This is a genomic window from Runella zeae DSM 19591 (assembly GCF_000423565.1).
Classification (GTDB): Bacteria; Bacteroidota; Bacteroidia; order Cytophagales; family Spirosomataceae; genus Runella; species Runella zeae.
Map to the genome: position 1 here is coordinate 62000 of NZ_AUIF01000047.1, position 23389 is coordinate 85388.

Here is a 23389-nt window from a genome sequence, read left to right on the forward strand (position 1 = left end):
CTCAAAATTTTTTATTCAAATTGAAAGGCAAAGTAAGTACAGGCTCCTTTGCTGATATTTTGGATAGCATGAGGTACGTTTGACTGTAAAAAAATAATATCTCCTACATCTGCCTTTATCCATTCACCATTGATACTCTCCTGAGCTTGCTTATCGGTAAGCAATAAGATTTCGGCAGCTTGGTGAGTATGAGGTGGGTGACTCATGAGGCCTTCGTTGAGGGTAGTGACGTGCATCTCAAAGCGTTTGGAATGTGCCGTAGCACGGTCAAAAAAATTTCTACGTCCCCCTTTGTCGTGTGTTTTAAAAGCTACTTGATTCCAATGTACCACCAACGACCCGCCCGCTTTCGCTCCTCTTTCCAAATCTACCGGCTCTACCGATTCATAATTCATGACGTAGTAAGTAACTGACTCCCCGCTTTTATTTTCAAAACCATGCACATCGCCCGGCATAATAAGCGCAATACTGCCCGCTTCGAGGGTTTCGGTTTTGCCATTGAGAGTCATCGTAAGTTCCCCCTCTTTCACTATCATCAATTCTTCTTGAGTGTGTTGGTGGCTTTTGGAGCCTTGTTTAGGCTGTAAAGTCTCGGCATGGATTTTCATGTACTTGAAGGCAGGGGTCGTTCCTTCCAAAATCTGTCGCTGCTCTATTTTATTTTTTTTCGACACCGCCGCATTTCGCCATTCATACACGTCTGCTTTGATGGGCATCAGCTGCCCTAGTGCATTTAAGGCTGACAATACAAATCCCAAACATATCAAGTTTTTCATCAGTAAAAATGGTTGTGTGTCATTTTGGACTGCCCCAACATCCCCAAAAAAGTTGCTAAGACTATGCAACTAAAAGAGCCCCAAGAACTTTTTCTTATATATTTTTCTTAAATCATTTTCAAAAAGTGTATAAGGGCTTTGATAAAATTTAAGAAAGTCGGGTACACTCACTTGCCCAGGATAAGGCGCATAATAATGCGTAGGGCTTCGAGTATCATTGCGCCAGACCAATACGTAAGCTAAACGCATTTTCTCTGTTTTTAAAGCTTTGAGCAACGTCTCTGTCCACCATGTAGTATTGGGAATTGATTCTAAACCGGTCTCCGTAAAAGCGGCGAGTTTGTGGGCCTTTTGAGCATAATCAGACACAATTTTGAGCTTTTGAATACCGGCAGTCAAATTATATTTTCCGTCTCTTCCAAAATCTCCATAATTGTCCATTCCTACCATATCAACCCAATCATCGCCTGGGTAACGTTCCAAAAACGCCTCTTCGGTCGTAAATTTGTTATCTGGTGAAAAAGCGTAAATAAAATTGTGAACGCCCAAAGTATCGCGCAAATAAGACACCGTAAAACGCCAAACATCCATGAAATCTTCGCGGCTACAGTGAGGTTTACCCCACCAAAACCATCCTCCGTCAAATTCGTGAAAAGGTCGAAAAATCATGGGAGCGAGTGTCCCGTCTTGTCCTTCGACTGACTTTGCAAAGTCTCCAATTGTTCTCAAGATTTTTTTATAGGCTTCGTGGTGAGAGCCATAAGGCTTGATAAGAGGCATGGCTGCCACCGAAATCGAATCTTTCCAATAAAATCCTCCTCCAGAAGCGGGATTCGAAAAATGCCACGCTACCGTCGTCACTCCTCCACGATTGTAAGTATCTATTACATTTTGACGTACTGATTTTATGGACTTTTCAATTGCCTCTTGTGACCTTCCCGAAAACCCCATAAAGTCAACCCCTATCACTGCTGGGTGCGAGCCTACCACTGATTTTACGTCCGAACGGTTTGGTTCGTCCGACCAGCCGTGTCCGTATTCGGTAGCGTGTTGATGTCCAAAAAGCGTATGCTTTTTGGACAATCGTTGCAGGTTTTTATAAAGGGCTTTGGTTTGTTTAGTCGCGTTTTTATCAATTTGGGCATTGCTCGAAACTCCAAAAAGCAATAAGCTCACGCCCCACAAAATAACTTTGTAAAACATCCTCCTAAGCCGCTAAAATTGTTTCTATACTAGCTAATTCCTCAGCGCTAAACTTATCATTTTCTAGGCACTTCAAAGAATCATGTAATTGAGAAACCCGACTAGCGCCAATCAATACCGATGTGACTCGACTATCTTTCAACAGCCACGCCAATGCCATTTGAGCCAAAGTTTGACCACGTTGGATTGCTAAATCATTGAGCTTTCCTATTTTTTCCAAAGCTTGAGGGGTAAGTTGGCTTTTTTTCAAGAAACCATGCTCTTTAGCAGCCCGCGAATCGTGAGGGATTTCTTTTAAATACTTATCTGTCAACAAACCCTGCGCCAACGGAGAAAAAGGAATACAACCTACCCCCGACTCTTGCAGTACATCCAAAAGCCCGCCTTCGACCCAGCGCTCCATCATGGAGTATTTGGGTTGATGAATCAAACAAGGCGTGCCTAATTGCTTTAAAATCGCAATGGCCTTGGCGGAGTCTTCTGCCGAATAGTTAGAAATCCCCACATACAAGGCTTTTCCTTGGCGTACGATGCTATCAAGCGCACCCATTGTTTCTTCCAAAGGAGTGTTTGGGTCAGGACGATGTGAGTAAAAAATATCTACATACTCCAGTCCCATTCGTTTGAGGCTTTGGTCACAACTTGCAATAAGGTACTTGCGCGAACCCCACTCTCCGTACGGGCCAGGCCACATCAAATAACCCGCTTTGGACGAAATGATAAGCTCGTCGCGATGAGCAGCAAAGTCTTTTTTGAGGAGTATCCCAAAGTTTTCTTCCGCAGACCCCGGAGGCGGGCCATAATTGTTGGCTAAGTCAAAATGAGTGATACCTGCGTCAAATGCCGCTCTTAAAATGGCCCGGTAGTTTTCAAAAACATCCACCCCGCCAAAATTATGCCATAGCCCTAGCGAAATAGCGGGTAATCTCAGGCCACTTTTGCCACACCGACGATAAGTCATGTGATCGTAGCGAGTATGATTAGGAAGATAGGTCATAGGATAATCTTTGTTAGTTTTTAGGAGTTTTGTTTTTGTACACTTGATTCTTAACCATCAAAATCGTTTTTGAAAAACGAGTGCGTTTTATTCAAATTTTTTATCTACGGTTTTTCCTACCCAATTGTCGGTACGAAAAGGGCTAGCCGGTAGTCCTTCGCTGTTGAAAAGATTGGCATCTTCTGGGGCATCGGCCCATGCGTAGCGTACGGCAACAGGTTTCTGGCCTTTGGGATGATATACTTCTACTTTATCACCGATGATTTCGGCTTTGGCATAATAAAACACCTTGTCTTCACCCGCAATTTCAAAGCCTTTTACGTACCCAAATTTATCTTTGACGGTCAAGCCATCACCCGCAAAATTAAAAGAAATAACAGCCTTATCTTCATCAAACTGCACCGACTCATACATGGGTCCCGAATGAAGTACCTCTTGTCCGTAGTCAAACTTGAGGGCATTGAGTGCGAGGCGATGCCCTACGTCTTGCTTGTTGGTAGGGTGAATATCCTTGGGATTTCCCACATCAATCGTCACGGCCATGCCTGTTTTGGGTACCGACAAAGTCATGGTTTGAGCTTCCCGAAGCTCGGCCCAGCTACTGCCGTTGTTGCTGTTTTGATAAGCACCAAAACTAGATAATTGTACAAAATAAAATGAAAACGTGTCATTCCATTTTTTGCGCCAATCCTGAATCAGCAGCGGGAAAGTTTGTCGATACTGATAAGCCCGCCCCGCGTTTGATTCTCCCTGATACCACAGCACCCCTTTTATAGCAAAGGGCACGAGCGGCTCTATCATCGCATTGTAGATAGTGGTACCGACATTGTTGCTGCTATGGTTGTAGGTATGTGGCTCAGCAAAAGACGGCATCAAATACCATCCCGACGCCAAGCTTACTTTTGTGTCTTTGGTACTTACATACAAATCGTCGGGACTACCATTTACCCCCAAACCATACCACGGAAACTGTACCATATTCCCAAATTTGACCACCAATTGATTTTTGCCTTTTTTCCAACTATGCGCGGGAATCGAAATTTTGCGTGTTCCTTCCACGATTCCTTCCGATACCAATTGCCCATTGATGTAGATTTCGTTGAAACTATCTTGAATTCCGAGTCCTAGCGTAGTAGGCTGAGAAATCATCTCATCAAAAACCTCTACCTCACAAGCCATAAAGCCTTTGCCTCTAAACATCCAAATACCTTTCCAATCCCACTGTCCCAAAGGACTTCCAGCTTTTAACCATTTTGAAAAATCATACCCCGCTTCGGTGTATTTTTTTTCGTCGGCGGTAGTAGGCAGCACCTCACTTCCGAGCAACTGTTTACGCGTTTTTTTGTCCAAAATCGCATCAGCTTCTTCCCAAGTTTTGGGCAATGCCTGCGCATAGGCTTTTAGTTCATCGTTTGTAAGCATCCCTTCTTTGCTAATCCAGCCCTCTACCTGCGAGCCTCCCCACGACGAATGTAGTAATCCAATAGGCACTTTCAGTTTTTGGTACAATTCTCTCGCAAAAAAGAAGCCAACCGCCGTAAAATTCCCGACGTTTTCTTCATTACAGATTTTCCATTCGCCTGATGTCAATTCTTTTTGGGGCGTAATTGTGACTTCATGCCCCACAAAAAAGTGACGTATTTGGGGGAAATCAGCGTTTTTCTTTTCTTCCTTATAATTATCAGCCTGCTTCACGGGCCATTCCATGTTGGATTGTCCCGAACACAGCCATACTTCACCCATCAAAATATCTTTGATTTCTATTTTTTCAGATTTGGTCGTCACTACCATTTGGTGAGGGCCACCTGCCTCCATCGGAGAAAGTTTTACCGTCCACTTGCCCGTAGCATCGGCTGTTGTTATTTGTTTTTGGCCTGCTAGTGTAATGGTTATTTTTTCTTTGGGTTTAGCCCATCCCCACACAGGAATCGGTTTTTGACGCTGCAATACCACATGGTCAGAAAAAAGACGCGCAAGCTTGAGTTGGGCAACAACAGGCAGTTGAATGATAAAGAAGCCAAAAAGTAGAAGTTTTTTCATTGATGTTAATGTATAGAATTGTGCCTTTATGAGCATAAGCCACTCCCTAATTATTTGTTATACTCTAAAAGTGCTTTTTTGAAATATTTTCCTTGTCTAGTAGGCGTAAAATCCCAGTCCGAAAACATACGGGGTGCCCAACGATCATCAAAAACCCATACTACCCAGCTAATCCCAAGCGCTGCAGTGTATTTTGTGATGGCATCTCCATACGACTCATCGCTTATCACGGGTACGTGAGCACCTGCTTCGTCGGCAGTGCAAAAACCAATTTCGGTCAAAATAAGAGGGTACTTTTTAGCCACAAATCCCCAATCAGCGGTCCACTTTTCTTCCCAAGGTTTTTCTCTTTTCATGGGGTAAGGGTGACTCACATAGCCAATGCCCTCCGCTTGAATCGGATTATCTTTGACCGGCGTGAGGTCATAGGCCCAATTGAACCCTGCTACCAAGACCACCACATCGTTGCTATGCGCCCTGATGATACCAATCATTTCTTCGTTGAGTTCTTTCCACTGCGCCCATGAACAAGTGCCCAGTTGCCCTTTGGCGATGGTAGGCTCGTTGAAAAGTTCAAAAAAAGCGACGGTATTGTTTCCCTTATAATGCTGCGCCATTGTCCGCCAAAACTCAAAGGTTTCTTTTTGGGTCGTTTCATAGTTATCAGATTGGTACATTTCGGTACGCAGATTCCCGATTGTGTGCCAGTCAATGATGACATACATGCCCAATTCGGCGGCCCATTGAACACCGTCGTCGAGCAATTTTAAATAATTCTTTTTGCCGTGGCGCCGCCAAGCGGCAGGATGCACCGGAAAACGCAGCACATTGGCTCCCCAATTTTTAGCTTCTTGAAATATTCTTTTGTCCCAATGCCCGCCGTTAAAAAGTTTGTCGGGGTCGCTCATATTTAATCCACGAAACACGATTGTCTTGCCCTGCTCTGTCACAAACTGATTTCCCTTTACTTTGATTTTTGGCAAAGAAGATTGGGACTGTGCTAGATTGGTAAAACAAACCCAAAGCAGGAAAAAGAATAATAATTTTTGCATCATTCGGTATTTAATTTTGATTCATTTTTTTGAGTCTCATCAGGATTTCCATACAAGCGCGGGCATTGTGATAGGGGCATTTCCAAAAACCCATGCGGTCTTCTTCCTTCATAGGCAACATATCAGGATGCACTCCCCAATCCCACTCTCCTTGCTTTGTATTGATGAGATGATTTTTTGCAAAATCCCAGAGTTTTTGCACATACTCCCAAAAACGAGTGTCGTTGTTTATCATAAAAGCATTGAGATAGCCTACCATACCCTCCGCCGTCACCCACCACTCCCGATGAGCGTCCCAATGATTCGTATCAGGGTCATATTCGTGATTTAAACTACCGTCCTGATTTCTCCCTTCGATAGTTGCAGTGGCCAGGGTAAGGGCAATTTGCTGCCACTTGTCTATCAGAGGCTTATCTTCCACTATTTGGGCGGCTTCGTACAATAGCCACGAAGCTTCAATATCATGCCCAAACGAAATAACTTGGGTTTGGGGTTGCCAAGCAGCATCAAAAAAAAGACGCAGGTGTTTGCTTTCAGGCGATAAAATATACTGCTCAAAAATCCAAAGAAGATAGCGGATGCGGTCTTTTAGTTTGACATCTGGCCAAGCCCTGTAAAGATTGACATAGGCTTCTACAATGTGCAAATGCGTATTCATCGTTTTGGGGTCGTTGCGGTCTTTTTGGCTGAGTCGCAAATCCTCCAATCGCTGCCAATCTCGGCTAAAAGCTTCCCAATATCCTCCATTGACAGTATCAAAACTATGTTTTTCGATAGTCTCAAAAAGCTCAATCGCAAATTCTAAGGCTGCTTCCTGTTTAGTGGCTCGGTAGTATTCACTTATGCCATAGAGGCCGAAAGCAAGCCCATATATTTGCTTGCGGGTATCAGAAGGGCTGCCATCGGTGTTCACCGCCCAATACACTCCTCCGTAGGTGGTATCACGAAAATGAGCCAGAAAATATTCAAAGGCACGGGTAGCTGTTTGGAGCAATTGCTGTGATGATATTTTGGGAAATTGATGATCAACACTAAATCGATAAGCCGCCGCAAACGTCCACAAAATACGAGCATTGAGCACGCCACCTTTGAGTGCATCAGTCTGTTTTTGACCGTCATAGGTCATTTTTCCGATAAAACCCCCATGAATGGAATCGGGGGCATTTTCGGCCCAAAAATGGAGAATATTCCCTAATTCTTCTTCTATTTCTTTGAGGAAAGAAGACTGCATTGTTTGTTAACTACCAGTTTTACTAATAAAAGACAAATTGCTACTAATCAACTCCTTAACTGTCTCGACAGACGTAGCCGACCGAAAGCCATCCGAGGGAGTATGGATACAGTAATCCAGCAGTTTTTCGAGGGTACTTGTTGCTACATGCATACGGGTATCAGAAGAAGCATAGTAAATAAAAACCGTACCGTCGTCGTCCAAAATCCAACCATTAGAAAACGTCACATTCGAAACATCCCCTACTCTTTCTTCGCCTTCTGGTGCCATAAAATAGCCCGCAGGTTTGTAGATAACTTTGGTAAGGTCATCGAGAGAAGTCATAAACATATAAAGCACATAACGCAGCCCAGCGGCGGTATTGCGCACCCCATGCGCTAAATGCAACCATCCTAGTGGGGTCTTAAGAGGCGCAGGGCCTTGTCCATTTTTGACTTCATATACCGTATGGTAACGTTTTTCGTCGACAATAAACTCTTTATCAATCACGGCATTTTCCATAGAATCGGTAAACCCTAAGCCAATCCCCCCTCCTGAACCTGCCTCAATAAACCCATCCTGCGGGCGGGTATACAAGGCATATTTCCCGTTCACAAATTCTGGGTGTAAGACCACGTTTCGTTGCTGAGGTGAAGGCGTTTTGAGGTCTGGCAAACGCTCCCAATGCCTCAAATCTTTGGTACGTGCGATGCCACATTGAGCTACCGCCGCGCTTTCGTCTCCTTTTTTGGCTTGGGGGTCTTTGCGCTCGGTACAAAACAATCCGTAGACCCATCCGTCTTGGTGCGAAATCAAACGCATATCATATACGTTGCCATCAGGCAGGTCTGTTTCGGGCATGGTGATAGGAAAATCCCAAAAGCGAAATTGGTCAATTCCATTAGGGCTTTCGGCAATGGCAAAAAAAGACTTGCGATCTTTTCCTTCCACTCTTACGGCCATCAAGTATTTGCCTTCCCATTTGATAGCGCCGGCATTGAAAGTAGCATTGAAGCCGATACGCTCCATCAAAAATGGATTGGTAAGAGGATTGAGGTCATATCGCCAAAACAAAGGTATATGCCCCGCCGTCAAGACTGGATTTTCGTAGCGATCATATATGCCATTTCCCAGTTTTTTGGGAAGATTTTTCTTAGAAATCAACTCTTGATAAGCCTCCTCTAGCAACGAAAGGCGTTCGTTAAATGTAGTCATCTCAATAAATATCTAAAGTTACTGGTAGAGCAAAATCATTTTTATGATTAAGTAATTGCACCGCAGCAAGCACTTCAATGGTTTTTGGGTACTTCAAATGGAATCATATAAGCTTTTGATACCATGTTTTCCATAAAATACCCACACTCGCCACCAATACCACCGCCGTGATTAAACTATGTGTGGGCATCAGCAACACCACATATACTGGCAGAGAAGTAATGGCCGTTTGAGCTACAATGCCCATGAAAACATTGAACATATCTAAACCAAAATTTTTGTTTGGTTTAAAATCAGGTTCTTTTTTTAATATTTCCTGATGAACGGGTTTCCAAAATCCCCACGGACGTACATCTCGGTAAAATTTCTTGAGAACTTCTATATCGGTAGGCGGTGTAAGAAGTGCCCCTCCCACCGCTCCTACAAACGACAACAACAAAATCAATGGAAAGTAAAACAAGGGCAAGGTATTAGGGAAGATATACGGTAAGGCCATCGCCGAAAAAATGCCCGCCGCCATTCCCCAAAAAAATCCATAGCCATTGAAGCGCCACCAATGCCATTTGAGTACATTGGCCGCTACGTACCCCCCATACAGCGCCCCCACAATCCACTGTAATACACTATTGACATCTTTGGCAAAAATCCCCAAAATAATGCTAATTCCGACCAACACAATTCCTATGATATAATTGGCTCGACTCACTTCTTCATTAGAAGCATTGGGTTTGAGTGATTTGAGATAGATATCATTGACCACATACGCCTGGGCTGCGTTAAGAGTCCCCGCAAAACTTCCCATAAAAGCAGCCAACAATTCGACCAAAAACAATCCTAATAAACCAGCAGGGGCAAATTTGAGAATAGTAGCAGGCAGAATTTTCTCAAAATCTACGCCTCCCTCTAACGAGTGAATATCAAGCTGATGATAGTATAAAAGTCCTAGCACCGTGACCCCGATAACCATAAAATAACGCGTAGGTAGCAACACTACATTGACAAACATACTCATCAGAGATGCTTCTCGAGGCGAACGCGTCGAAAGGATTTTTTGCATATCATAGTTGGGTGCAGGCCCCGCCAAACTTGCTAATATGCCCTTAGTCAACATCAACGAAAAAAACATACCAAAAGGGCTATACTTATCGTCCACTATTTTTTGATTAACTTCAGGAATAATACTTGACCAATCCAAATGTAAATCCCACCCAAAGAAAAGATTAGACCAATCCGCTGGTACAGGAAGGGTATGCCCCGCCAACTCACTCATGGCTACAATCCCAATCGCTACTGCTCCAATCGCCATAAGGCTATATTGTACCACATCGGCCCACACGATACTCGACATCCCTCCCATGACTGAGTAAAAGACCGCAAAAAGCGTAAAAACGATACCATACAAATGTGGCACAAACTCAGCCGAAACCGTAAATGGTAAGTAGGGCGAAATTGATGAAAATGGGATAAAAATCTCAACAAACTTGCCTAATCCAATAAATCCATAAGCCATAAACCCAAAACAACTCAACAATGCAAACGCTATGATGATTTTGTGCGCTAATTGAGCATCTTTTTTATCACCAAACCTAGTTAGCATCCACTCAGCCCCCGTCGATGCGCCTGACCTTCGCAACCAACTAGCCAAGTATATAAACATAAAAACTTGATTGAAAACGGGCCATAACCACACAAGCCAAATACTTTTGAGACCATACACAAACATAATCGACACCATCCAAATCGTACCCGATATGTCAAACATCCCAGAGGCATTTGAAATACCCAACATCCACCAAGGCAGGTTGTTTCCGCCAAGCATGTAGTCTTTTTTACTTCGTTGCGCACGCTTTTTTGTAATTACTCCAATGGATGTGATAGCTACCAAATAGAGTACAACTACCAAAATATCAAGTTCTTTAATTTTCATTTAAGTCGGCTAGCGAGCAGCAGGGCATTATATGGAAGGCTATTTTTATTGCATCATACAAAAAGCTTTTAGTTGGAGGAAAATAGAAAAATATACCATATTTACATTCCTACAAAGTTCGCTTTTTGAAGCCAAGAGCACATAATACTATTTTGCTCATTTTTTGCATTTTTTCTACAAAAACAATTTAAAAAAGGAGTGGTAAATCTTTTTAAAAGGCCTCTACCCTCCCACTTCACTTGCTTCTTATTAGGCTAATTATTCTTTCTTATAAATCGATGATTTGCCCGAATTAACGCCCACAATCAACTGGTCTCCAACCATTACTACCGAGCGAGCTTCCCCTCTTACATACAATCCCGACAGATACGGAGGTAGATATTCAAAACCACCTTTTTTATTATTCATAAAAACTTGACCAAAATTAGCATCTATGTTGCCAATTCTGACCCTTGCGTGGGTTTGATTTCCGGCCAAAACCAAGTCTTTAAAACCATCTCCATTTATATCTTCGCACAAGATGGCATAAATAGGCGCAAATTGGGCTTCCATAGGGAAAGTTTTAGGGGTAAAATGCCCATTGTCATTGACCAAATATAAGGTAGAAAGTGTCGTAATTTCCCGTTTTTCGGGTGTTTTATCTTTAAAAACAGCCAAAATATCTTCCGTTGTAGCGGTGGCGTACTTCTCATGATTATTGTACGTTTTTTTGAGCGGAACCAACTGATCCGATAACTCATCTTTGCTGTAAGCCGGATAGCTCTTTCCTTGAATAAAATAAGAAATGAAAGGGTCTATGCGGCCATTTCCGTCAAAATCATCTGTGTAAAGTGTCATAGGTTCCGTAGCCGAAGCTTTCCATTGGGAGTTCAAGCCATAATTTCCCACCATTAAGTCCTTGTCTCCATCATTGTCAAAATCGGCGGCTGATACACTTTGCCACAGCCCCGTTGTTTTGTCTAGCTCATCTGTTATGCGTTTGAAAGTGCCTTTTTCATTTTTTAAGCGTACGATACCCGTCCACTCCCCTACTGCCACAATATCCTCATAACCGTCTTTGTCTATATCAAGCACACAGGCATCGGTGATGATTCCTACGTTTTCAAAGGCTTGATTTTCAACTTTGGTAAACTTACCGTTGTCGTTGCGATACAATCTAGATGGGTTGAAACGAGGGTATTCTTGAGGCACTACCCCTCCCGAAACAAACAAATCAAAATCACCATCTTTATCAAAATCAAGGACTTCGACGTCGTTATCGGCAAAATTTTCGGCTACCAATGCATCAAAATTTTTGGTAAATCCCCCCTTACCATCATTGAGATAAAGACGATTTTGAAGCATCAAATCATTAGGCAAATACTCATAGCCACCACTCGTGACGTACAAGTCCAAATCTCCGTCTTTGTCAACATCAAAAAATACGGCATCAGTATCCGTACAAAGCTCGTCTTGTGTGAATACAGTTAGTTCTTTTTTAACGAATTTACCCCCTGCCTGCTGCAAAAACAACTGCCCTGCTTGACCTTTTCCTCCTCCCCAATAAATATCATCAAGGCCGTCTTTGTTGACATCCCCTTTGGCCATACACGGCCCTTGATAAGAGTACATATGAGGTAACAGCAGCTGCCGACTGAAATCATTGAACGGAATTTGCTGATGTTCAAAAGCAAGATTGTCGGAAGATTTGAAAAGGGTCTTGCTGCTGGGTTTTGTTACGCTATGATTCGGACTATATTTGATTTCTAATAGTTTATTGGGAACGACTTTGGTCAACTTTTGGGCTTTTTGATCGGGCCATATCACGACCACACTGTCTATTTTAGGGTAAGTTCCTAACCCAAAATGCAGCGGAATCATCATGCTGCTTTGATAACCATGCGTAGGCGTAAAAGCCCGGTATTGTTCCAAATCATTACTATAAACGTACACTTTCGTTCCGACTACTGACTTAGTCGGCATTCCTGTCAGCTTTATATCTACATAATTAATCTTTCCTTCGTCGTTAGACAAATTCTGATAAAGAGAAGCCGCTTCATTGATGTTGTTGGTGATGATTTCTAGGTCGCCGTCATTGTCCAAGTCTGCATATACCGCCCCATTTGAGATTACGGGGCTATCAAATCCCCAATCGGCCTGTTTGTTAGAAAATGTCAGATCATGATTGTTTCTAAAAATGTAGTTGGGCGTTTTGGTAGAGGGCATTTTTTTGATGACCTCCATCACACTCTCTTTATTGTTTTCGCCGATTTCGGCATAGTATTTAATGAAATCGTTGTTGGTATAATCGCGCAAATAGCCATTGGTCACAAACAAATCCTGAAAGCCGTCATTGTCATAATCGGCGAGCAAAGCCGACCAAGACCAATCGGTATTGGAAATACCCGCTAGCTGACCTATTTCTGAGAAAACCGGTACTGAAGCATTAGGATTTTTGGGATTTAGAGAGGCTTGATTTCCAATGTTTAGCTGTAGCATATTCCGCATGGTTTGGTTGTGTAAGCCGTAGCGAAGCATAGAAAGATAAGCTTCATATTTGTCAGGGCCAAAGAGCAATTTTTGGCGTTTGTTGTCTTCGGGAAGCATATCCATGGTGATGATATCAGGCAATAAATCATTGTTGACATCCCCCACTTCATTGCCCATCGAAAAATAACTCACGTGATTGGTGGCTTGGGCGATTTGATCCGTAAAAGTTCCGTCTTGGTTGTTGAGGTAAAAATAATCGTTTTCGATATAATCATTGGACACATAAATATCCATCCAACCATCACTATTGAGGTCTGCGGTGCTGATTCCGAGACCAAATCCGATAGGGTTTCCTTTGATACCTGCATTGACACTTACATCTATAAACTTCCCATTGTCGTTGCGCAGGAGTCTATCGCCAGCCAACGAATCTCTCATAAAATGCACTGCTTCTACATCAAAACGTTTAAAGTCTTTGACGTTGTGATTCAGGACATAAGCATCTAAGTCACCGTCGTTGTCATAGTCAAAAAAAGCCGTTTGAGTAGTGTAGGTAGGTAAATCTAGACCATATTCTACCGCCTTCTCTACAAACTTAACATTGTTTTTGTCTTTGGTTTGGTTGATATAGAGTTTGTTTTTTCGCAATTCAGGACGGTCTATATTACTCGATACCGACACATAAATATCTTGCCATCCGTCATTGTTGATATCTACCACAGTCACTCCTGTTTTCCATTCACCTTTCCACTCAATGCCCGCACTTTGGGTAATATCTTTAAAATGTAACTTTCCTTCGTTGAGATACAACTTATCAGAACCTTGGTTGGCCGTAAAGTACAAGTCTACGAGACCGTCGTTGTTGAAATCTGCCGCTGCTACCCCTCCTCCATTGTAGAAGTACTCATAATTAAGCACATTATCTTGCTCCGTTTCTTCGATTTTATTGACAAAATCTAGCCCTGTATCGCTAGCGTCTAATCTTTTAAATGTAGAAGTTTTCTCCTTGCATGAGCTAATTCCCAACGCTCCCAAAAAAATAATTAGCAGATTAAATTTTAACATTTTAATGTGTGTAATGTCTTTTCTCATAAGGATTTCTTTAATTAAACCAACCCCAGCAACGCACAGAGCGTTGCCGGGGTTAAGTTAATCAAAAAAGGACATCTCTTTAGGAAATGTCCTTTTTTGATAATCATTTAGCCTAGCCTTATTTATTGTTTATCCCACCATACCCGAGTGGTAAACAAATCAGCTCCTTGACGTGCTACGGCAGCATCAATATTAGGATTGACTCCGTATTCGCCTTGCGAGTAACGCAAACGACGCGGAATTTGTCCGTTTGTTTCGTTGCCAGGATAGTTGACAGGCGTCAATTTAGGATAACCTGTTCTGCGCCAGTTAGCCCATGCTTCGATATGCTGTAACAACGAACCAGTCGACATCCAGAATTCGGTATGAATTGCGTCCATTTTGGCATCTAGTGTACCTGTGGTAGGATACGGATTAGCTGCTAAATAAGTTTCTGCATCTGCGTCGGTGAGGGTTCCACCATAAGAGTTGATTTGTTTGATACCTGCTTTTACGCCATTGTCATAGGCGGTTTTGGCAGTACCTGTTACCCAACCTCTTTCAATAGCCTCAGCTTTGAGCAGCTCTGACTCGGTATAAGTCATTACAAATTGCGTGTTGCCCAGGTTATACATATTAGGCGCAGGGCGTGAATAATTGGCACGACTGTTTAGCGGAGCTGCCAATGCAGCTAGCATTGTAGCATCAGTACCGATTGGCAAGCCGATTTGCTTATCGGGGGTTTTGTCGCCTGATTTAAGCGCCGATACTACACCCAAACGAGGGTCTTTGCGTGCTTTCATCGCATCAATGTAGGTTTTCCCCCACTGAATATTGTCAGCAGTCACGATACCACGCCCCCCAGGAAACATATTCCAAGAGTTAGGGTTGGCGTTGTTTCCAGCACCAGTATTCGCAAACTTTACCCCGAAGCTATCATCAATGCTTGTCATCAAACCACGGTCAGCGGCTTTTTTGGCCCAAGTCTGAGCAGCAGCAGCGTCTACTTTTTGCATACGCATTGCAAAACGAAGCATCAAAGAGTTGGCAGCACGTTTCCATTTGTTGATATCTCCCCCGAACACCAAGTCGGCAGTAGCAGGAATGTACGCCGAAGCGCTCAACGCATTTCCAGCTTCTTCGAGTTCTTTAAGCATATCAGCATAGATGTCTTTTTGGGCATCATATTTAGGGGAAAATGTACCCGTCAAAGCAGCATATCCAGCTTCTGAGTAAGGGACATCACCATACACATCGGTCAATACCCCAATTTCAATCACTCTCAAAATACGCGCCATCGACAAGATATTTACTTGTTTGGCATCAGCTTTAGAAAGTTCAATCAAATTGACTAAGTTTTTGATAGAGTTTGGATAAGCTCTTTCAAACCAAGCGGCACTCAAATCCCCCTGAAAAGTATACACAGTACCACGGTAAAAACCTACTTCTACCGACGACATATGCTGCATCATCATAGCAGCGTAGATAAAATTAGTACGCCACGAACGATAGCCCGGGTCGCCACCTTCACCCGTAATGAAGAGGGTCGATTGAGCCAAAAGATAATCAAGAGGTACTGAAGAAGGAGCGTTGGGGTTAACGTTGATGGTTTCAAAATCTTTCGTACACGACCCCAAGGTACCTATTAGACAAAGAATTAATGCTATTTTACGTATCATGGTCAAAATTTCTTTTAATGTTAAAACTTCAAGTTAAGGTTTACCCCAACGGTTCGGGTAGCGGGTACACCTGCCAATTCAAGACCTTGCGCATTTGAGTTGTTGTAAGTAGACTCAGGGTCAAGGTTAGGAGTATCTTTCATCAAAATAAGCAGGTTACGTCCTACGATAGAAACCGACGCGCTCTTGAATGGCGAACGGCCCAACACTTTCGAAGGAATGCTGTAATCGATGATAATTTGGCGCAACTTGAGGAAATCTGAACTATAGACGAAAGGAGTAGCGATGTTGTTGGCAATACGGCTTGCGTAATCTTGAGCAGATACTTTTACGGTATTAGGCTCACCTTTTTCGTTAACACCCTTACCCACTAAACCACCTTCACGTCCTTCGAGGGTTTCGACTGTCAAACCTCTGCGGTAAGCATATGAATTTGTTCCTGAGAATAGATGACCTCCAAATTTACCGTCAATCAAGAAACTCAATCCTACGCCTTTGTAGCGGAAGGAGTTGTTGAAACCAAGGGTAAGTGGAGCTACCCCTGTACCAAAGTTGGTGAGGCTACCTTGAAGTGGGAAACCTTGGGCATCATGAACGATATTTCCAGCGGCATCTCTTTTAAAATCAAAGCCTTGTACTTGGCTATAAGGCAATCCTACCACGTGATTGATATAGGCCGTTCTGGTGCGGTTTTCATCTACCCGAATCGTGGCTAAATCCTTATAAAGGGTCACAACTTTGCTATTGTTGTAGCCCATGTTGTAAGAAAGATCCCAAGTAAAATCTTTTTTCTTCAATGCGTTGAAGTTGACCAACAATTCAATCCCTTTGTTTTCAATTTCTCCTACGTTGAATAAAGCACTGCCATAACCCGAAGTAGCCGAAATAGTAGCACCTACGATATCGTTGGTGGTTTTACGAGTATAAAATGCAAAATCAATACCTAATCGGTTGTTGAACAAACGGGTATCAAATCCAGCCTCAAAAGTAGTTGAAGTAAGGGGTTGAAGCGACGCATTAGGCACTTGGCTAGTGCTAATTTGAGCCAACGGCGCCCCTAAATGAGCTCCTGAAAGACTATAATACAATGATAGATTGTAGGGGTCGGTATCGCCACCTGCCTGTGCCCACGAAGAACGTAGTTTTAAGTAGTTGATGGCCGACGGTAACTTCACTGCTTCTGACAATACAAAGCTAGCTCCAACAGATGGGTACAAAATGCTGTTGTTGCCTGAAGCTAGGGTAGAAAACCAGTCGTTACGACCTGTAGCAGTTACGTATAAGTAGCCATTGTACGAAAATTCAGCAGAACCATACAATGAATTGATACGCTTGCGTATAAGCTGTTCGCCTAGACCACGCCCTGAGGGATCGCTATTGGAAACATCATAGAAGAAGGGGATATTGAGCGCGCCACTACTATAGTTTGAATTGACGTAGGTTTGTCTCATTTGGTTACCTCCTAAGAGAACATTGAGGCCGATTTTCTCGGAGAGTTTTTTATCAAAGCCCAACATCAAATCTGCGTTGGTTTCGGTAAAGTTGCGGTTGTTGACGCCATAGCCACCACGAAGGCTAAATGGAGTGCCGTAGGGGGTAATTTCTTGATAACGATAGTTGAAATTATCGAATCCAAGACGTCCTTTGATATATAACCAATCGGTGATATTGAAACGAGGCTCAAAAGTACCGATAATACGATTCTTCTTATCAGAGTTTTTCCATTCGGCTGATGCATAGTAAGGGTTTTGAATGTAAATATTGTCAGACCAAGTAAGTTCATAATTTTGGGGTGTCACTTGGCTTTCTTGCAAAGCAGCTACGCTCAACGACGTAGGCATGGCATTAATTGCATAAGTAGCACTTCCTGGAGAGTCAGACAAACGAGGGCGATTGGTGGCTTTTTCGATGATGTATTTTACGTTTGATACAAACGACAGTCTTTTCCCTAAGTTGCCATTGACATTCAAAGCGAAGTTGTTTCTTCTTAGTCCTGAGTGAGGAATCACACTTTTGCTGTTGAGGTCATTCATTGAGAAGCGATACGTCACGCTTTCAGTAGCTCCTGTCAAAGCAACAGAGTTAGTAAAAGTACTTCCCAACTGATAGAAGTTTTCTTGATTGTCTTTTACGGCCGAATAAGGACGCGACTTACCGTCAAACTGAATCACGCTTGAGCCGTCGAGCTTAGCTCCCCAGCTATTGGAAGTCAAAGCTTCTTGCACGGTGGTAGGTTTGAGGCCATTGTTCCCTGCACCATATACGTACTGATAATTCTCAAATTTTTTGATAAGTAAGTCTTCTGCTACAAAATTGCTGTTGACTTCCACCCCGATACCTTTACCTGCTTTACCACCTTTGGTAGTCACGAGAATCGCTCCATTGGAGGCACGTGATCCATAAAGAGCGGCAGCAGTAGCTCCTTTCAATACACTTATGTTTTCGATTTCGTCGGGATTAAGGCTTGAGATACCATCTCCACGATCACCACCACCCCACATACCGGCGTTTCCGAGGTTGTCGTTGTTGATAGGAATACCATCTACCACAATCAAAGGTTGGTTGTTTCCTGAAATAGAGCCATTTCCCCGAATCACAATCCGCGTAGAGCCCGCTGGACCTGAAGCAGGTGCCGAGATATTAAGACCGGCTACTTTTCCTTGCAAAGAGTTGGCCATGTTGTTGGTACGGGCTTGTGTCAAATCTTCTCCTTTGATTTCTGACACCGCATACCCTAATGCTTTCTTCTCCTTTTTGATACCCAAAGCCGTCACTACGACTTCATTCAACACATTGTCTTGGGCTTCTAAAGCCACGTTAATCACTGAATTGTTCCCTACAGCTACTTCCTTGGCTGCAAAACCAATATAGCTAAAAGTTAGAGTAGCGCCTTTCTTTACATTGATGCTGTAGTCCCCCTTATCGTTGGTTACGGTTCCCTGATTCGTGCCCTTGACTACAATGTTTACGCCATAGATTGGCTCTCCGTTACTGCTCGTTACTTTCCCCTTTACATCCACATTTTGAGCAAAGCTCATCGTAGAAAGGAAAGAAAGTACAAGCAACTTAAAATAGAGTAGCTTTCTTTTCATTGGTAATAGTTGGTTTAAATTAAAAAATAAAGAAAACGGAAAATATATTATTGCAAAGTAAATATTATTTTGGACAAATCGAATAGTACAATTTTTACCATTTATGATACTATAATTTCAAAAGTGATATAAATTATCAAAATTGTATCCTTTCATTTGGGTTTTCAAACAACCTCAATCTTTATTTTAAAGGATTATATCTACAAACAAAAGGGATTAATCGCAAGTTATACCTGCTATCAATCCCTCACCAATAGTAATACAATTTAAACCTACTTTATTTGACTATAAGGGTACTAACAAAGCAGTAAAGTGGCGCAAAAGAGGGGCTTCGTATGCCATTTTATGGCCTTTTATGTATTGTTTTTTATGGTAAGTTTCGATGATTACCTCCGCTACATAATCAATATGACTCTGGGTATATACCCTTCTCGGAATCGCCAATCTGACAAGTTCTAGAGGTGGTGCCACATGTCGCCCCGCTGCATCATATTTGCCAAACATCAATGACCCAATTTCTACCCCTCGTACTCCTCCTTCGAGATAAATTTCATTGCATAAAGCCACTCCTGGAAATTGGTGCGGCGGAATATGGGGCAAAAAAGCCTTTGCATCCAAATAAACAGCATGCCCACCCGTAGGCATCATAATAGGCACTCCTGCATGATGAATTTTTTCGCCTAAGTACTCAATGCTTCTAATACGGTATTTTAAGTACTCTTCGTCAAGCACCTCTTCAAGTCCTTGGGCAATCGCTTCTAAATCACGCCCTGCTAGCCCTCCATAAGTCGGAAACCCTTCGGTCACTATCAACATATTTTTGGCTTGCTGGGCTAAGTAGGTATCGTTTAGGGCCAAAAAGCCTCCGATATTGACCAAAGCATCTTTTTTGGCACTCATCGTGCAGCCGTCGGCATAACTAAAAAGCTCTTGCACAATCGAAACAATCGAGGCATTTTCGTAGCCTTTTTCTCTTTTTTTGATAAAAAAAGCATTTTCTGCAAAACGACACGCATCTATAAAAAGTGGAATGCCATAACGACGACACAGTTCGCTCGTTTCTCTGACATTTTGCATCGATACCGGCTGCCCTCCACCCGAGTTGTTGGTCACGGTAAGCATACACAAAGGGATATTCTCCGCTCCTTTTTCTGCAATGAAATGAGCCAAAGCATCAATGTCTATATTTCCTTTAAAAGGAGCTACTAATGCGGGGGTTTTGCCTTCTAGGGTCAAAAAATCTACCGCTTCAGCACCCGTAAATTCAATGTTGGCACGAGTAGTGTCGAAAAATGTATTGCTGACAAAATATTTGCCTGCGCCGCCCAATAAACTAAAGAGAATCTTTTCGGCTGCTCTGCCTTGGTGAGTTGGGATTATAAAATCAAATCCTGTAAGTTTCTTGACCGTATGCTCAAATCTAAAAAAGCTACGGGAACCCGCATACGACTCATCGCCCTCCATGATACCCGCCCACTGCTTGGCGCTCATGGCCGACGTACCGCTGTCGGTGAGTAAGTCAATGATGACATCTTCGGCTTTGATTAAGAAAGGATTGTAGCCCGCAGTCTCTAATATCTGTTGACGCTGGGCACGGCTAGTGAAGTAAATCGGCTCTACCGATTTGATTTTGAAGGGTTCAATGATGGTTTTCATTGTGATCGAATTTGAATTAGTAAACAAAATACCTGCCCGTCACAGGGCCGCATTCGTTTATAACGAGCTTCCTCGGTCTTTCAAAATCACAAACAAAAGCCACATTTCGTAACTCATATATACCTTCGTTGGAACCACAAAAGTAACGAATTTTACTTATTTTAAAAGATTACGAAATCTAGTAGTCGATGCGGAAATATATCTGCAATTATCTATCTTTGGTTTCCTTACCTTTCGATACCATATACCATTATGAGAAAACGGCTCTTTTCTATCTTTGCTTTGTTATTAAGTATTGGAGGCCTCCAAGCTCAAACCAAATTGGATACCCTACTGCCAGTCCGGGGCTTTTGTATTGCCGCCCCTCAAAGCAGTGAAATAGGAAATTTCATCAAGTTTATCAATGAAGAGCTGGCACCGCGCCAAGTCAATACCCTTATTTTGAGGGTTGATTACAATTATGAATTTAAGAGTCATCCTGAAATAAGGGATAGCTTGGCACTGTCTCGAAAAGACGTAAAAAAATTGGTAAAAGCTTGCCAACAACACAACATTCATCTTATCCCTCAAATCAATCTTTTTGGGCATCAAAGCTGGGCTACCAAAACCTACAGTTTACTGAGGGTATATCCCGAATTTGACGAAACGCCTCACGTCAAAATACCCGCAAAATATGCTTGGCCCAACGATGACGGGCTTTATTGCAAAAGCTACTGTCCGCTACATCCTGAGGTTCATAAAGTAGTACTAGCACTGGTAGACGAAATTTGTGATGCTTTTGAAAGCAAAGCCTTCCATGCAGGAATGGATGAAGTATTTTATATTGGTCATGACAAATGTCCTCGCTGTAAAGGCCACGACAAAGCCGAGCTTTTTGCGGGTGAAGTCAATCTTATCCGAAATCATTTGGCCCAGCAAAATCGGAAACTTTGGATATGGGGTGACCGCCTCATCGACGGCAAAACCACAGGTATAGGCGAATGGGAAGCTAGTATGAACAATACCCACCGGGCGGTAGATTTGATTGCAAAAGATGTGGTAATCTGCGACTGGCACTACGAGCGCCCCGACCCCACTGCCGTCTATTTTGCGATGAAGGGTTTTAACGTAATCACATGTCCTTGGCGCAAGCCCAAAATAGCCGTCGCCCAAACCCAAGACATGCTACGCTTCAAGGAGATTGCTCCCAAAGATATGAAACCTCGCTACTTTGGGATGATGCAAACGATATGGTCATCAAACAAATCGTTTTTGGAAGAGTTTTATGGTATAAAAGTAAACGAAAAAGCGGGAGAGAATACCTCGTCCCAATGTTTTAGGGCCATGTTTGACGAAATTAAGAAAGTAAACACTCCTTAAATTTGACTTACTTTTTGTTCTAAATTCACTCAACGTTTATCTAACCCCTAACCCATCCTTTCTGTGCAAACACCCACTCTCAAGCGCATTCAATCTATTGATACTTTTCGAGCCCTTACGATGATTGCCATGATTTTCGTCAACGATTTTTGGACACTCACGGGCATTCCCTATTGGCTCCAACACGCCGAAGCAGACGTAGATTTTCTTGGTGTATCGGATGTAGTTTTCCCTTGTTTTTTGTTTATCTTGGGCATGGCTATTCCTTTTGCGATTCAAAATCGCCTTGCCAAAGGTGATACGCACCCTCAAATTCTTGTGCACATTATCAGTAGGTCGGTAGCATTGATTATCATGGGAGTATTTACGGTCAATGTCCCCGACATCAACGAAGAAGCCACGGGCATGAGCCAAGAGTTGTTCAAAATTTTGATGGTAGTAGCGTTCTTTTTGGTATGGAATCTCTACCCTAGTCAAGAGCCTTCTCCCAAATACCTATTTAAGGGATTTCAAGTGCTTGGCGTGGGCATTTTGATATATTTAGCATTTATTTTCCAAGGAAATTCTGACGGTAAACTGGTGGGTTTTGAAACCAAATGGTGGGGGATTTTGGGACTCATCGGCTGGACGTACCTTAGCTGTGCTCTCATCTATCTATTGGCTTTTCCCAAACCCGTTGTATTGGTAATTTTCTGGGCGATTTTCAGTTTCTTACCCATTGCGGGTCATGCAGGTTGGCTCAAAACTCTATGGCCTAGTGGCCCCCAAGATTGGATTTTGGCCACTGGAGCCTTCCATAGTTTTGCCTTTATGGGCATTATGGCCACTTTATTATTGGAATGGTTTCAGGCAAAAAACCGAAAAATACAAATACCTTCGGTGTTTACCATCATCGGAATTGGACTTATTGTTATTGGCATTTTGCTGCACAACTTTTTTATAATTTCCAAAATCCAAGCCACTCCTACTTGGGTTTTCTTGTGTAGCGGCATTGCGTTTATTCTTTATGCTTCGCTATTTTTTTTGTTAGATTTACAAGATAAAGGGCGTTGGTTTCAGTTTATCCGAACTGCTGGCACCAGTACTCTTACCTGCTATGTACTTCCGTATGTATACTATAGTGTAGTAAGTTTTATACCTTTTGGTTTACCTTCCTTTTTGACATCTGGAGGCATAGGGTTGATAAAATCATTTTTGTTTTCGCTATTGATTGTCGGGATTGCGACTTTGCTTGGCCGTCTACAAGTAAAATTAAAAATATAAAATAGCATCGTTACAGTAGCATCGTTGCACTGCAACGATGCTACATTTGTTTCAATCCATATCTTACTGGAAGTCACTCAGAAAGCTGGTAGGCTTCTCTATCTTGACTCTCCACTACGTGAATTTCAATCCATATCTTACTGGAAGTCACTCAGAAAGGAGTCTAGGTTTAATGAGAAAGTTTACGGGAAAAACTATTTCAATCCATATCTTACTGGAAGTCACTCAGAAAGGCGACGGGAGCGCAAGGCGCAGCGGGGGCAAATGCGATTTCAATCCATATCTTACTGGAAGTCACTCAGAAAGAACTTCTTAGGGGGAATTGGAAACATGTAGTAGACGAATTTCAATCCATATCTTACTGGAAGTCACTCAGAAAG

At 42.7% G+C, this 23389-nt stretch carries 14 protein-coding genes and 1 CRISPR repeat array; of the genes, 2 read left to right on the forward strand and 12 right to left on the reverse strand.

Annotation, left to right across the window (positions count from 1 at the left end; translation table 11 throughout):
• Nucleotides 1-11: 11 nt before the first annotated feature.
• The 12 genes from G563_RS0115275 to G563_RS0115335 all read right to left on the reverse strand — a co-directional run bounded on the left by G563_RS0115275 (nucleotide 12) and on the right by G563_RS0115335 (nucleotide 20387).
• Entirely contained in the window at nucleotides 12-776 is a 765-nt protein-coding gene (locus G563_RS0115275) for a cupin domain-containing protein (protein ID WP_028666085.1), read from the reverse strand.
• 69 nt (nucleotides 777-845) lie between these two features.
• Nucleotides 846-1979, reverse strand: a complete 1134-nt coding sequence (locus tag G563_RS0115280; RefSeq protein ID WP_028666086.1) for a glycoside hydrolase family 26 protein — start codon at nucleotides 1977-1979, stop codon at nucleotides 846-848.
• A gap of 4 nt (nucleotides 1980-1983) precedes the next feature.
• On the reverse strand, nucleotides 1984-2976 hold the full coding sequence (gene mgrA / locus G563_RS0115285; RefSeq protein ID WP_028666087.1) for an L-glyceraldehyde 3-phosphate reductase: 993 nt from the start codon (nucleotides 2974-2976) through the stop codon (nucleotides 1984-1986).
• 87 nt (nucleotides 2977-3063) lie between these two features.
• Nucleotides 3064-5016 (reverse strand): sialate O-acetylesterase, encoded by a 1953-nt coding sequence (locus G563_RS0115290; RefSeq protein ID WP_028666088.1) that lies wholly within the window; start codon nucleotides 5014-5016, stop codon nucleotides 3064-3066.
• A gap of 50 nt (nucleotides 5017-5066) precedes the next feature.
• A complete protein-coding gene (locus G563_RS0115295) occupies nucleotides 5067-6071 on the reverse strand; it encodes a glycoside hydrolase family 5 protein (protein WP_028666089.1) in 1005 nt (334 codons plus the stop codon).
• Nucleotides 6072-6078: 7 nt separating this feature from the next.
• Complete coding sequence (locus G563_RS0115300; protein ID WP_028666090.1) at nucleotides 6079-7299, reverse strand: AGE family epimerase/isomerase; 1221 nt, start codon at nucleotides 7297-7299, stop codon at nucleotides 6079-6081.
• Nucleotides 7300-7305: 6 nt separating this feature from the next.
• Nucleotides 7306-8493, reverse strand: a complete 1188-nt coding sequence (locus tag G563_RS0115305; RefSeq protein WP_028666091.1) for a glycoside hydrolase family 130 protein — start codon at nucleotides 8491-8493, stop codon at nucleotides 7306-7308.
• Between the two features lie 103 nt (nucleotides 8494-8596).
• Entirely contained in the window at nucleotides 8597-10420 is a 1824-nt protein-coding gene (locus G563_RS0115310; RefSeq protein WP_028666092.1) for a sodium:solute symporter family protein, read from the reverse strand.
• 258 nt (nucleotides 10421-10678) lie between these two features.
• Nucleotides 10679-13954 carry a VCBS repeat-containing protein gene (locus G563_RS0115320; protein WP_028666093.1) on the reverse strand — a complete coding sequence of 1092 codons (3276 nt, stop codon included), beginning with the start codon at nucleotides 13952-13954 and terminating at the stop codon, nucleotides 10679-10681.
• 149 nt (nucleotides 13955-14103) lie between these two features.
• Nucleotides 14104-15639 (reverse strand): SusD/RagB family nutrient-binding outer membrane lipoprotein, encoded by a 1536-nt coding sequence (locus G563_RS0115325; protein ID WP_028666094.1) that lies wholly within the window; start codon nucleotides 15637-15639, stop codon nucleotides 14104-14106.
• A 20-nt stretch (nucleotides 15640-15659) separates the two neighbouring features.
• Complete coding sequence (locus G563_RS0115330) at nucleotides 15660-18731, reverse strand: SusC/RagA family TonB-linked outer membrane protein (protein ID WP_028666095.1); 3072 nt, start codon at nucleotides 18729-18731, stop codon at nucleotides 15660-15662.
• Between the two features lie 285 nt (nucleotides 18732-19016).
• Entirely contained in the window at nucleotides 19017-20387 is a 1371-nt protein-coding gene (locus tag G563_RS0115335) for a tryptophanase (protein WP_028666096.1), read from the reverse strand.
• A gap of 252 nt (nucleotides 20388-20639) precedes the next feature.
• Here G563_RS0115335 and G563_RS0115340 point away from each other — a divergent pair, with 252 nt between their 5' ends.
• Nucleotides 20640-21746, forward strand: coding sequence for a family 20 glycosylhydrolase (locus G563_RS0115340; protein ID WP_037327015.1), 1107 nt, complete (start codon nucleotides 20640-20642; stop codon nucleotides 21744-21746).
• A gap of 63 nt (nucleotides 21747-21809) precedes the next feature.
• Nucleotides 21810-23009: a DUF5009 domain-containing protein gene (locus G563_RS0115345; protein ID WP_028666098.1), complete on the forward strand. Its 1200-nt coding sequence runs from the start codon at nucleotides 21810-21812 to the stop codon at nucleotides 23007-23009.
• Nucleotides 23010-23057: 48 nt separating this feature from the next.
• A CRISPR array of direct repeats spans nucleotides 23058-23389; the repeat unit is 37 nt; unit sequence ATTTCAATCCATATCTTACTGGAAGTCACTCAGAAAG.

Excerpts from the sequence above, each read along its gene's own strand:
- G563_RS0115275 (WP_028666085.1), bottom strand. The coding sequence starts at position 776 with ATGAAAAACTTGATATGTTTGGGATTTGTATTGTCAGCCTTAAATGCA.
- G563_RS0115280 (WP_028666086.1), bottom strand. The coding sequence starts at position 1,979 with ATGTTTTACAAAGTTATTTTGTGGGGCGTGAGCTTATTGCTTTTTGGA.
- mgrA (WP_028666087.1), bottom strand. The coding sequence starts at position 2,976 with ATGACCTATCTTCCTAATCATACTCGCTACGATCACATGACTTATCGT.
- G563_RS0115290 (WP_028666088.1), bottom strand. The coding sequence starts at position 5,016 with ATGAAAAAACTTCTACTTTTTGGCTTCTTTATCATTCAACTGCCTGTT.
- G563_RS0115295 (WP_028666089.1), bottom strand. The coding sequence starts at position 6,071 with ATGATGCAAAAATTATTATTCTTTTTCCTGCTTTGGGTTTGTTTTACC.
- G563_RS0115300 (WP_028666090.1), bottom strand. The coding sequence starts at position 7,299 with ATGCAGTCTTCTTTCCTCAAAGAAATAGAAGAAGAATTAGGGAATATT.
- G563_RS0115305 (WP_028666091.1), bottom strand. The coding sequence starts at position 8,493 with ATGACTACATTTAACGAACGCCTTTCGTTGCTAGAGGAGGCTTATCAA.
- G563_RS0115310 (WP_028666092.1), bottom strand. The coding sequence starts at position 10,420 with ATGAAAATTAAAGAACTTGATATTTTGGTAGTTGTACTCTATTTGGTA.
- G563_RS0115320 (WP_028666093.1), bottom strand. The coding sequence starts at position 13,954 with ATGTTAAAATTTAATCTGCTAATTATTTTTTTGGGAGCGTTGGGAATT.
- G563_RS0115325 (WP_028666094.1), bottom strand. The coding sequence starts at position 15,639 with ATGATACGTAAAATAGCATTAATTCTTTGTCTAATAGGTACCTTGGGG.
- G563_RS0115330 (WP_028666095.1), bottom strand. The coding sequence starts at position 18,731 with ATGAAAAGAAAGCTACTCTATTTTAAGTTGCTTGTACTTTCTTTCCTT.
- G563_RS0115335 (WP_028666096.1), bottom strand. The coding sequence starts at position 20,387 with ATGAAAACCATCATTGAACCCTTCAAAATCAAATCGGTAGAGCCGATT.
- G563_RS0115340 (WP_037327015.1), top strand. The coding sequence starts at position 20,640 with ATGAGAAAACGGCTCTTTTCTATCTTTGCTTTGTTATTAAGTATTGGA.